This window comes from Lewinella sp. JB7 (genome assembly GCF_024297185.1).
Classification (GTDB): domain Bacteria; phylum Bacteroidota; class Bacteroidia; order Chitinophagales; family Saprospiraceae; genus Neolewinella.
In genome coordinates this window covers 21821-34528 of record NZ_JANCTD010000011.1, presented here as the reverse complement: position 1 = coordinate 34528, position 12708 = coordinate 21821, and the positions used below count along the sequence as shown (strand labels likewise).

Below are 12708 nucleotides of genomic sequence, written 5' to 3'. Positions count from 1 at the left end.
ATGCTTTCTTCCCGAACCGGCCTGCTGGCCGGCCTGCTCTACTGTGCGTTTACCGCAACGGTTCTGGGCTACCCGTCGGCCGACCATTCATACTGTACCACTCCCGCCGGGCCTTACCTGCCGGCGTACACCTACGCCACCACTGCGAGAGACGCCAGCGCCCCGGATGTCCACACCGACCTGCTACTGGCTCCGAGGATTGAAGCCGCCCAGTACGAGAGCGATTATTATATACTCTATTCTTACTACAATCTGGAAACGAATTATTGTAATAATATAGATAGGATTCAGCTTAAGGCACACCGGGATGACTTCCGCAACGGCAGTAATAATTTGCTTTGGGAGTATATCTCTCCGGATGCGGACAAAACGGGCTCACATAAGAGGTTGGTTGGTCCGGGTAAACGACAGAAAGCTTACATCACCGTATTCTACCGGGGAAAGTTCCCGGGAAATCCGGCGGGAGCGGTTTGTGAAATCGCCGTTGAGTTCGACGGCGGGCCGATCACTGGTTACACTGCTGAAATCTTCGACCCCGAGAACGTCAGTGCTTCGGACGGGACAGACGATACGGACATTACGATAACTTGGGAAAAGGGTACCGATATTCCTGACGATCTACATGAGTACCGGATCTACCGGGATAGCGTCCTCATCCATACCACAGCGGATGGCACCGTCCGCGAGTACCGCGATACAACACGGCAGCCGGGGAACACACATACTTACCGGGTGACCACCTTCTCGTCCTTCTACGACGACGACGAATCCCCGGGCGTATCCGACGAGGGTTCCACCTTTTCCGTAGAGCTGGTCGCTACCGACGGCACCAAGTACAATGCGACCAGTCTGGCGTGGAATGATCTGTCCGACTATGCCGAGGAGATCCGTATCGAACGGAGCACCCCCAATGCTACCGGGCGGGAAGAGCTAGCTATAATCAGCGGGAATGCCCGTGGGTACAATGACAATACCGGCATACCCGGCTACAATTATACATACTACGTGACCCCGATCGGCGGCGATTTTCTGACGGCCACCGACACCGGATACAGCCGGCCCGACGGCTCGATTAAGGGACACGTACGATCCAGCCTGGGAGCCGGGGTGTCAGGGGTTACGGTGACCCTGACTCTGGAGGATACCATACCGGCGGGGGGCACCGTACTCCCAAGCGACTGCACGGCCACGTACTGTACTACTACCGATATCGAAGGCTACTACGAGTTTCTCGACGTGTACTATTTCGAGGGCGCGGAATTCACGGTCAAACCGAGTAAGTCAGGCAGTATCGTGCACGAATTTTCGCCTGTGAAGGCAAGACGGTCGCTAACCCTGAACGCTAAGAGTGCGCAAGGGGTAGATTTCACCGACCTGACCGTGTTCACGGCGGCGGGCCGGGTGACTTATCCCGAGTCGCCAAATGGCGTGACCTGCGGGGTTGCGGGCGTGCGGATACTGATCGACGATACGGACTACGGCGTCCTCACCGATCGCAACGGCAACTGGTCCTTCGCCATTCAGGATGAGGATACGTACACGTTTACGCCGGTCTACCTCCACCACCGCCTGGAGAATGGTACAGGCGCAATCTCGACGTCCGTGGTCGTTGACCGGGATCATACGGATATCGACTTCGAGGATAAGGAAACGGACACCCTACGTGTTGTCGTCCAGGGCAGCTGTCAGGAACCCCTCGGGGATTACGCCACGGTTCGTATTTATTCCCCCCAAAATTGTTACGTTAAAGAATACGATACCGACGTCAACGGTATTCTGGAACTGACCGATCTGCCGGCTCGTGATTACATGGTCGAAGTGATCGATATCTCAGGAAGTTCCAGTAACCTTACCAATATTGAGGATCAAATCGGAGGTGTGCCCATAAAGGTCGACCTTACCGTGCGCGACACCAGCGAAATCGTTACCGTGACGGAGACCACCACCTATATCGAGGAAATTCGCGATTCGCTGTCCAACGATTCCATCGTCATCATACAGGCCGCCGACACCATACTGGCCGGTACGAGGGATACCGTGCGCGCCGCCGTCCACCCCACTGTATCCTTTATCTACCGCGCGCCACTTAAAATCTCAATTGACTATGATGATACCGGGGCCATTCAAACGGAATGCGTGAATTCGGAAGGAGACCCAATTGTCGTGATGGAACAGGGCACCTCTTACCGGATCGACATTGAGGTGAAGGAAATTTTGGGATCCGATTGCCATATCGATACTGGCTTCCTGAAGATTTACGACTTTGTCTCGGACCGGGGCAGCAAATTCGTCCGCGTACCCATTCGGGGCGGTATCGCCAGCTACCAGATCGATGCGGGGGAGCCCATCATTGCCAGCAGTTCGACACACAATCACGAGAAGCTCCTCTACATCATTCCGGAAGTGGATCTCGTGGACCCGGTGCCGGTGGAATCCTGGATACTGGTCACGGGTGCCAAGAGCAACACCCCCAGCTTTATCACCCGGACGCCGGACATTCCGATGCTCATCCTACACGACCCTCCGGGTGACAACAGCTACAGCTACGTGGAGAAGGGAACGTCGTACACCAACTTTACCACCAACGAATCTCTGGTAGGCGGGGAGGCCGGCGTGTACGCCAACGTTCTGCTGGGGGTCAAGACAAATACTCTCCTTACCGAATTTGGCGCTGGCGCAACCGTTAAATTCTCCGCCGTGGCCGGCCGCGATAATTTCAATCGCAACGGAACCTACACCACGATGACCTTCACGGAAAATTTTTCCACTTCCGACCTCGACAACCTCACCGGAGAGGGGGGGGACGTATACATAGGTGCGGCTTACAACCAGGAGTTCGCTCTGGCGGACTATCTGACCTTTGACGAACAGACGTGTTTGGCGGAAGTGGACGTAGTCCCTTCCCTTTCCTCCCAGGACTTCGCCACCACTTTCGTCTACACGGAAACCCACATCAAGAATACCCTGCTGCCCACCCTCGGGCTGTTGCGGGCCAATATCCTGGACGACAGGCCCGTTGAGGACCTCTCCAAAGCGGACCTGACCGAAGTAAACAACCTGATCCGCGATAGCCTCGCCTGGGAAGAGATTCTGGCGAAGAACGACACGGCACGTGGTAAGGACGCCAAATTCGAGGAAAATATCTCCTTCAGCGCGGGGGCGCCCATTCTGCGGGAATACGAGAACGACACCGTCACCACGGTATCTTATGAGTATAATACTTTCGTGGATACGGAGTTTGCCGTCGGGGCCAAGATTGAAAATGAGGGCGGCCTCTGGGTCGAGAGCGAGTTCGGCGTCATGGGTAAATTTCGCTGGTCGACTACCACCAATGCCGGTGACGATACCACCCGAACGCGGAAGGTTGGTTACGTCCTGGACGACGGGGACATCGGCGATTTCTTTTCGGTCGACATCCTGACCGACGAGTCCTACAACGTCCCGGCTTTCGACCTCAAACTCGGGACCACGAGTTGTCCCCAGGAGCCCGGTTCCCAGGCGCGCGACCGACCCACCATCAGGATCGGCGGGTCGGAAATCACCAACATCCCCGCTGACGGCGCGGCGAATCTGGTCTGCCAGATCGCGAATTTGAGTGAAAGTCGGGAAACACGGGAGTACGCCGTACGGGTGATCTCGACGACCAACCCGGATGGAGCTCAAGTGCGCCTGGGCGGTCACCTGATTAATAACGGCGCGGCACATTTTGACTTGCCCTACGGTGAAACGGCCAGCCTGAACCTGTCGGTGACCCGTGGACCCCTAGCCAGCCAGTACGCGGATATTGGCATTATGATCTACCCACCCTGCGAATACGACCTCGCGGGGGAAGGAGGGGAACTGATTAATGCCGACACCGCCTACATTAAACTCCTCCAGTTCGAAACGGAGTGCACCAATATTGCCCTGCGGAAGCCTGACGATGGTTGGCTGATCAATCAAAATTCCGGGGATACGCTGCGCACTACGCTTTCCGGCTACGACCTGAATAATGAGACATTTGAACACATAACCGTCGAGATCAAAAAGGAGGGGCAAGGGTATATCAATGTATACCAGCTGGATACGAACGACCTGACCGGCGCGAATTACGACCTGAGCCTGGACCTGTCGAACTACGAAGACGGTACGTACTGGATACGTGCAACGGCCAGTTGCGGACGGAGCGGGGTGACCTTCTCCTCGGAAAAGCGGGGCACGATCGACCGTAATTCGCTGGCCCCCTACGGCATCCCTACGCCGAGCGACGGCTTCCTGCGGTTCGGGGAGGAAATATCGGTATCCTTCGACAAGGACATCGACTGCAACTTGGTCAACGACTACGACCCCGTTATACGCCTGCAGCGGGCCGATACCGGGGAGGAGATACCGGCGACCGCCGCCTGCTTCGGCAATAAGCTGATCATAAACACCACGCCTCACCTGACCGAGATGCCGCAGTTGCAGGGTGTTGAGATCCAAGCTACGGTGGCCAATCTGCGCGACCTCAACGGCAATGTGCAGAAGTACGCTACCAACTGGTCGTTCCTGGTCAATGTCAATCCCGTCTTCTGGGATCCGGATCCGATTCATGCCTCCGGGCTGGAGGGCTCCGCGCACATAATTACCGGCGTGCTGAAAAACAATACTCTGATCAGCAAGGCCTTTTCGCTGGACACCACCGATGACGGAGCGATTCGGTATCCGGCCTGGCTAACACCGCTGCAAACGCGGGGTACCATACTGCCCAACAATGATTACCACCTTGACTTTGCCGTAAGCGAAGAACTTTCCCCTGGTATCTATCATGATACGATTACCGCCCGGGTGGAAGATCGGGCCGTGTCGGTTCCGGTAACCTTCCAGCTTCTTGCCAGGGAAGTAAATTGGGCTTTTGATCCCAACGCATACGAGTACGATATGACCATCGTGGCCCAGTTCAGTCTGGACGGAACGAACGACCTGCTCTCCGACGATCCACGTGACCTGATCGGTGCCTTTGTCGGCGGACAAATCCGCGGAGTCGCGAATCTCGAGTACGTTGCCGCCTCCGATACCTACGCGGCTTATTTAAAAGTCCACAGTAACGACTTGGGGGGTAAAAAGGGAGAGACAATTACTTTCCGCTTCTGGCATGCACTAAACGGAGTGGAGTACGGCGCCGAAGAGGAACTCACGTTCGAGGCGAACGATCACGTAGGATCCACCGCACTGCCATTCATACTGCACCCCGAAGGAATTTTTCAAAGCATCCCCCTTAATAAGGGATGGAACTGGATCTCACTCAACGTGGCTACCGATGACATGTCACGAGAACAGGTTTTTCAGAGTATCATGAGTAGTTCCTCCGGGAATAATATCGTCGTAAAATCGCAGGAAAATTCCGCCGAATACAGTTATCTCGCAGACTGGAAAGGCAAGCTGGATACCATTGAGCTCGGACAGGGCTACCTGGTACATCTCTCCGATGCGCCCGATACCCTCAAGGTAGTCGGCCTGCCCAGTCCCGATTCCGTTACGGTATCGGTGGACGACGACTGGAACTGGATCGGCTATCCGAGGTTGCATCCCGAACCGGTTAATGACGTCCTGTCAAATCTGAGCGTTACCGAAGGTGACATTATCAAGGGAAAGTCCGCCTTCGCCCTGTTTGAAGCGGCCAATGGTGGCTGGACGGGGAGCCTGCGACAGTTTACGCCGGGGGCAGGCTACAAATTGAAATCCTCCAATACGGGAAGCATTGTTCACCCCGCCCAGAAAAGTAACCAGTACCGGGTGGAACGCGGTCGCTACGAGCATAACATGAACATCACCGGGGAATTTGACGCGGAACTGCTCGGAGAGTCCAACTACACCGACCTGGAAGTAATCGCCTTACTCGACGGAGAATGTCGGGGTATCGGTAGTATGGAGTTCTGTCCGTCGGAGGATAACTACCGTGCCTTCCTGCTGGTATCCGGCAATTCCGCGGATTATGGCCTGCCCCTCGAGTTCCGGATCGTGAATACCGTGACCGGCGAGGAGTACCGGACCAACGGAGACGAGCAAACCTTCGGTGTGGACTACATCGTCGGTTCGGTGGCGGACCCCTATCCCTTCTTCGGCAACACCACCTCGGTTTCGGACTTCACTCGTGCCGGTTTCGCGCTGGGGGCCAACCGCCCCAATCCGGCCACGGGTACCACGGTGATTCCCTTTACCATACCGGCCACCCAATCGGTAATGCTGCAGATATACGATCTGAACGGCCGACTGGTCAAAATCGTAGCGGACCAGACCTACGGGGCCGGTGATCATGAGGTGACGGTCGACATCTCTACCTACCCGCCCGGTATGTACATCTACCGCATGCAGACGACCGGCTTCGAGCGATCCCGCCGGATGGTAGTGCAGTAAAACTACTCGCCGAATTCACGGCATTCATTCCCCGACCGAGTACGCTTGGTCGGGGAATTTTTATTGCACCCGCGCGCCGCCGCCCGCTGCATTGTTTCGGTCGACATCGTTGATGAAGCGGATAAGCCCCCCGAAGTACGTCTTTTGATCGTCGTACATGGCCATGTGGCTACCCTGCGGACAGTAGAGATATTGCCCATTAGGGAATTCGCCGGCCATCCATTTCATGTACTCCGGGTCCATGGTATCGTGCTCGCCGCCGATCACGAGGGTAGGGACGGTGATTTCCTGCAGGTCGCCGCTGCGGTCCCAGTCTTCCAGTATGGCCCCCTGCATGATGCCGAACTCGCTGGGGCCCTGCATGGCGAGGTAGATGTCGTAGTTGATGCCGCCCAGGCCGCGCAGCACCGGTTCCGGCCATTCTTCGGGGGGCATGCGCAGGACGTGCTCGGTGTAGTAATTGTTGGTGACGAGCTCCTCGTAGCGGGGATTCTGGTAGTCTTCCGCGGCTTCCAGGGCCTTGATCTCCCGGAGTACTTCCGGGTCCATGCGGGGGCCCAGGACTTCCTGGGCGTACTTATTGTACTCGGGTACGGAGGCCATCATATTGGAAATGATTAAGCCCTTCAGGTTTTCCTGGTGGGCGAGGGCGTACTCCATAGCCAGGATGCCGCCCCAGGAGTGGCCGAGGAGGTAAAAATTGTCCTGGTCCAGTCCGAGCGCCGTACGCACCTGCTCGACTTCGCTGACGAAGCGATCGGTGGTCCACAGGTTTGGATCGTTGGGATGGTCGCTGTTGCCGCTTTCCAGCTGGTCGTAGTAATAGTATTCGATACCCGCGCCGGGGAAGTAGCTGTCGGCGGCCTCGAAGTAGGCATGGGTAGCACCGGGACCGCCGTGCAGCAGCAGCACCTTTTTGCGGGGGTTGTTGCCGACCCGTTTGGTCCAGACCCGGAAGTCCCCGGCCGGCGTGGTGATGGGGATCATCTTTACGCCACCGGACAGGAGGTCGTCGCGCCCTTGGTTATCGTGGTAAGCGTCGGCGCCGCGGATGTTTTCTTCCTGTACGACCTCCTGCTCGGTACAGGAGACGGCGAGAAATACGGTCAGGACAAACAAAAGGAATCGCTGCATACCACGGGATTTTTTGCCAAGATAAAGCCAAGCCAGGCGGTAATCGCATACGTAGGAGGTCGCACAAGCCCTATCTTACCTCCACTCATTCCCCAATCCACTCACTCACTTATCTACTCAACCATTCATCCCTCCCGCCATGGCCTCCGTATCCACCTACCTCAACTTTACGAATCAAACCGAAGCAGCCTTCACCTTTTACCGCTCCGTTTTCGGCGGCGACTTTAGGGGCGGCATTTCCCGCTTCGGCGAGGCACCCCCCCAGGAGGGAATGCCAGCGCTGGCGGAAGAAGACCGGCAATTAGTCATGAACGTACAGCTTCCGATACTGGGCGGGCATGTACTCATGGGAAGCGATGCACCCCCGAGCATGGGTATGCCGGTGACGGTGGGAAACAACTACCACATCACCCTTTCGCCGGACTCGCGGGAGGAGGTGGACCGCCTCTTTCACGCCCTCTCGGATGGCGGTAAGGTAACGATGGAACTGCAGGACACCTTCTGGGGGGCATACTTCGCGATGTGTACGGATAAGTACGGCGTACAGTGGATGTTCAACTACGAAGGCTAGTACAGTCCTGCCTCCGGTAGCGGCAATATTCAATTTCACCACGGATAGACTTCGTCTCGCACGGATTGGCACACGGATTTTGTGCCACCCGCACTGTCGGTAAGTAGTCTCACTCCTCGCCCGTAAAACGGGTATCCAGTGGTCAATAAGGCAGGTTGCCAAATTGCTTTGCACCCGCGCCCCGCCGCCCTATATTGCGACGCACACGTTTAACCACCCACTATGCCACTCGCCATACACAATTGGATGCGCGCCGAGTCTCTCGAAGCCACTCTCGCCCGCATTGCCCCGCTGGGCTACGAATATTTGGAAATACAGGGGACGCCCGCCGACTACGATACCGCGGAAGTACGCCGACTACTTAAAAAATACCAGGTCAAATGCTGGGGCTCCGTCACCCTCATGCTCGGGGAACGCAACCTGCTGGCGACCGACGAAGCAGAACGCGCCAACTCCGTGCAGTACGTGAAGGACATCATCACCATGGTGAAGGAACTCGACGGCGAGATGGTCTCCGTAGTACCCGGAACGGTCGGGAAAATCGTGCCCGGCGCCCGTCCGGAAGAAGAGTGGGACTGGGCCGTGGCTTCCATGCAGGAATGCTACGCATTCGCGCAAGCCGCCGGCATCAAGCTGGGCATCGAGCCCATCAACCGCTTCGAAACCTATTTCATTAACCGTGGCGACCAGGCCCTGGCCCTCGCCGAAGCTACCGGTCCCGACTGCGGCGTCTGCCTCGATATCTTCCACATGAACATCGAAGAGGCCGACCCGCTGGCCACGATCCGGAAAGCGAAGGACCGCCTCGTCGGCTTCCACGTGGCGGAGAATAACCGCATGGCCCCCGGCATGGGCGCGATCGACTGGCCGGAACTGGTGAGCACGCTCAAGGAAGTCGGCTTTACCGGGCCCCTCTCCGTAGAATTCGCCGCTCCGGTGGACCGTACCCCGGCCAATCCCCACCCCGACAGCATCGACACCGATCCACAGGGACTCACCGAGGAGGCCCGCAAGTTCCTGGAAGACCACGGCAGCTCGGCCCTGACCGAGGAGTTCTACACCTTTCTCACGCGGAAATCCGCCGAAACCCTGCTGCCGCTGCTGTAGGGTTGAGGGCCTCCGGTCCGTGCGCTTCCGCCGAAATTCATACTACTACTTACCCGGTCATTCATGAGAATTAAGCACATTAAGGCCCACTGGCTCCGCTGTCCCATCCCGGCCGGGCGGCAGTGGCGCTCCGACTACGGTCAGCTCACCCACTTCGACATGACGCTGGTGGAGGTCACCGACGAGGACGGTCACACCGGCTACGGAGAAGCGAAAGCGGCCGTTGGGGCCACCGGTGCCTGCGCGTCCATCGTCACCTGCATCGAACAAGAACTGGCTCCCCAGCTCGTGGGCATGGAGGCCGGCAACATCACCGCCGTGTGGGAAGCGGTCTATAGCGGCTCCCGCGACCACTACGCCCGCGACCGCGGCCGCGTATTCCCCATCCTGGGCAACCGGGGCACCACCATCTCCGCCCTCAGCGGCATCGATACCGCGCTATGGGACCTGAAGGGCAAACGCCTCGGCGTGCCGGTGGTCGAACTACTGGGGGGCAGCTGCCGCGAATCCATGCCCTGTTACGCCAGCGGGGGTTGGGCCGCGGTGGACAAGCTTGGTGACCAACTCAAAAGCTACGTCGACCACGGTTACGGCGGTATCAAAATGCGGGTCGGCGTGATGGATAATTCGGTGCGCGAAACCGTCGCCCGCGTGGAAGAAGCCCGCCGTGCCCTCGGCCAGGAGATCGACATCATGGTCGACGCCCACGGCACCTTCTCGGTCACCGAGGCCCGCCGCTTCGCCCGCCTGACGGAAGACCTCGGCCTGTACTGGTTCGAAGAGCCCGTTACCTCCGACAACAAGGCCGGTACCGCCGAGATCCGTCGCGGCACTACGACCCCCATTGCCGCCGGGGAGAGTGAGTTCACCCGCTTCGATTTCCGGGATTTGATCGAGCACAAGTCCGTCGACGTCCTCCAGCCCGACTGCGCCATCGTGGGCGGCATCACCGAAGCCCGTCGGGTCGCCGCCCTCGCCGAAACCCACCAGCTCGAACTGGCTCCCCACTGCTGGGGCTCCGCCTTCTCCTTCATGGCCGGCGTTCACCTCGCCTTCAGCAGCCCCTCGGCCGTGTACATCGAACACTCCCTCGGCGGCAACCCCTTGCTGTACGACTTGGTGAAAGAAGCCCCCCGGGTCACTGACGGCCGCATACAATTACCCGACCGCCCCGGCCTCGGCGTGGATATTAATCCTGATTTCGTCCAACAGTTCCGGGTTTAGTTTACCATCCAATCCTCCCTCAACCCCTTCTCATGGGCAAAATAGCAGAAATCAACCACGTCACCCTCATCGTCGACCAGCTCGAGGAGGCCGCGCGTTTTTACGAAGAAGAAATGGGGCTGGAGCCGATTCCCGCCTTCGTTTTTGATTATCCGACGGCATTTTTTCGCATTACCGACACTACCCAATTGCACCTGAGCGAGTGGGAGGACAGCCGGAGTTTTCGCGGGCACTTGTGCGTGCGGGTCGACGACTTCAGCGAAATGTACTGGCGCATGAAGGAGCAGGGCCGCATCGACATCGAGCCTTGGGGCAAAGTGCGGCGACTGCCCGACGGCGCCATGCAGGCCTTCATCCGCGATCCGGCCGGCAACCTGATTGAACTCACTTCCTTCCCCGGTGACGAAATCGACCCCAAGATTTTCGAGGAGGATATCTACGAGGAGGGGCTCTACGTCTCCGGCCGCAATGACTTCCGGGGCTACAAGGCCGAAAACGCCACCCTCTACCACCCGCCGAGCCAGCAGAAGTGATGAAGCCAGTCGTATATATCCTGGAATCCGTAGACGAACGGGCGCTGTCACGCCTTCCGGCCGACCGCTTTACCGTTGTGATGCCGGGGGAGGAGCCGCAAGATTACACTACCGTCCGCGCCATCGTCGTACGCGGTAAGGAGCAGGTGGACCGGTCGCTGATCGACCGTTGTCCGCAGCTTTCCGTGATCGTCCGCAACGGGGTAGGGGTTAACAACATCGACGTGGACTACGCTACCGCACGCGGCATTCAGGTCCTCAACGTACCGGGTGCCAATGCCGATACCGTGGCCGAGCACACCATCGGGCTTATACTCATGCTGGTGCGCGGCATGTACCGGCTGGTCGGCGAGGTGAAACGGGGCAACTGGAATTACCGCGATACTTACGCGGGGCAGGAGCTGCGTCAACTAAAGTTGGGCATCATCGGCATGGGCGACATCGGACAAAAAGTAGCCGGGATCGCGGGAGCCATGGGAATGAAGATAAGCGGAGCCGGCCGGAATCAAATTCAGCGCGAGCGGGTGCTGGCGGACAGCGACGTGATCAGTCTGCACGTCCCCCTCACCGAGCAGACCCGTGATATGATTGACGCGGCCGCCCTGTCGCGCATGAAGCCGGGCGCCTTCCTCATCAATACCGCCCGCGGCGAGGTCGTGGACGCCCGGGCGCTGATGAATGCCCTCGACTCCGGCCACCTCGGCGGCTACGCCAGCGATCTGATGGTCGCCGCGGACGATGATCTTCGTCAACGACTACTCGATCACCCGGACGTACTGATTACCCCTCACGCGGCGAGCCTCACGGCGCTCACCTTCTTCGACCTCTCGGATCGCGGACTGCGGCACGTAGCGGACCATCTGGGTGGGGTGGCGGTGGAGGGGATGTACCGGGTGAATGAGGTGTAAGTATAGTTGAGGCTTTGCAAGCCGACCCTGCACTGCCCGTCTTTCAGGGTCGCCCTAGAAGGGCTTATCCTTTAGCTGACCAAGGTTGAGGCTTTCTAAGCCGACCCTATACTGCCCGTCTAACCGGGTCGCCCTAGAAGGGCTCATCCTTTAGCTGACCAAGGTTGAGGCTTTGCAAGCCGACCCTGCACTGCCCGCTTTACAGGGTCGCCCTAGAAGGGCTCATCCTTTAGCTACCCAAGGTTGAGGCTTTCTAAGCCGACCCTGTACTGCCCGTCTAACCGGGTTGCCCTGGAAGGGCCCATCCTTTAGCTACCCAAGGTTGAGGCTTTTCAAGCCGACCCTGTACTGCCCGTTTGACCGGGTCGCCCTGGAAGGGCTCATCCTTTAACTGACCAAGGTTGAGGCTTTGCAAGCCGACCCTGTACTGCCCGTTTGACCGGGTCGCCCTATAAGGGCTCATCCTTTAGCTGGCCAAGGTGGAAGCTTTGCAAGCCGACCCTGCACTGCCCGTCTTTCAGGGTCGCCCTAGAAGGGCTTATCCTTTAGCTGACCAAGGTTGAGGCTTTGCAAGCCGGCCCGGTACTGCCCGTCTTTCAGGGTCGCCCTAGAAGGGCTCATCCTTTAGCTACCCAAGGTTGAGGCTTTGCAAGCCGGCCCGGTACTGCCCGTCTTTCAGGGTCGCCCTAGAAGGGCTCATCCTTTAGCTACCCAAGGTTGAGGCTTTCTAAGCCGACCCTGCACTGCCCGCTTTACAGGGTCGCCCAGGAGGGCTCATCCTTTAGCTGCTCAAGGTTGAGGCTTTCTAAGCCGACCCTGTACTGCCGATCCCCTCCTTCACTCCCTCCTTCACTCC

Annotated in this window: 7 protein-coding genes; 6 read left to right on the top strand and 1 reads right to left on the bottom strand. The window is 58.2% G+C overall.

Going from position 1 to position 12708, the window contains the following annotated elements:
- Complete coding sequence (locus NMA52_RS17145; RefSeq protein WP_254828934.1) at window positions 1–6375, top strand: T9SS type A sorting domain-containing protein; 6375 nt, start codon at window positions 1–3, stop codon at window positions 6373–6375.
- A 60-nt stretch (window positions 6376–6435) separates the two neighbouring features.
- Here the strand turns inward: NMA52_RS17145 and NMA52_RS17140 are convergent, their stop codons facing one another.
- Window positions 6436–7509, bottom strand: coding sequence for a proline iminopeptidase-family hydrolase (locus NMA52_RS17140; RefSeq protein WP_254828933.1), 1074 nt, complete (start codon window positions 7507–7509; stop codon window positions 6436–6438).
- Between the two features lie 139 nt (window positions 7510–7648).
- On the opposite strand from NMA52_RS17140, the gene NMA52_RS17135 reads away from it, so the two are divergent.
- The 5 genes from NMA52_RS17135 to NMA52_RS17115 all read left to right on the top strand — a co-directional run bounded on the left by NMA52_RS17135 (window position 7649) and on the right by NMA52_RS17115 (window position 11852).
- Window positions 7649–8080: a VOC family protein gene (locus NMA52_RS17135; RefSeq protein WP_254828932.1), complete on the top strand. Its 432-nt coding sequence runs from the start codon at window positions 7649–7651 to the stop codon at window positions 8078–8080.
- Window positions 8081–8302: 222 nt separating this feature from the next.
- Complete coding sequence (locus NMA52_RS17130) at window positions 8303–9187, top strand: sugar phosphate isomerase/epimerase (protein ID WP_254828931.1); 885 nt, start codon at window positions 8303–8305, stop codon at window positions 9185–9187.
- Window positions 9188–9250: 63 nt separating this feature from the next.
- Window positions 9251–10411 carry a mandelate racemase/muconate lactonizing enzyme family protein gene (locus tag NMA52_RS17125; protein WP_254828930.1) on the top strand — a complete coding sequence of 387 codons (1161 nt, stop codon included), beginning with the start codon at window positions 9251–9253 and terminating at the stop codon, window positions 10409–10411.
- Window positions 10412–10443: 32 nt separating this feature from the next.
- Window positions 10444–10944, top strand: a complete 501-nt coding sequence (locus tag NMA52_RS17120; RefSeq protein ID WP_254828929.1) for a VOC family protein — start codon at window positions 10444–10446, stop codon at window positions 10942–10944.
- Window positions 10944–11852, top strand: a complete 909-nt coding sequence (locus tag NMA52_RS17115; protein ID WP_254828928.1) for a 2-hydroxyacid dehydrogenase — start codon at window positions 10944–10946, stop codon at window positions 11850–11852. The genes NMA52_RS17120 and NMA52_RS17115 overlap by 1 nt, the downstream gene beginning before the upstream one ends.
- The last annotated feature ends 856 nt before the right edge of the window (window positions 11853–12708 follow it).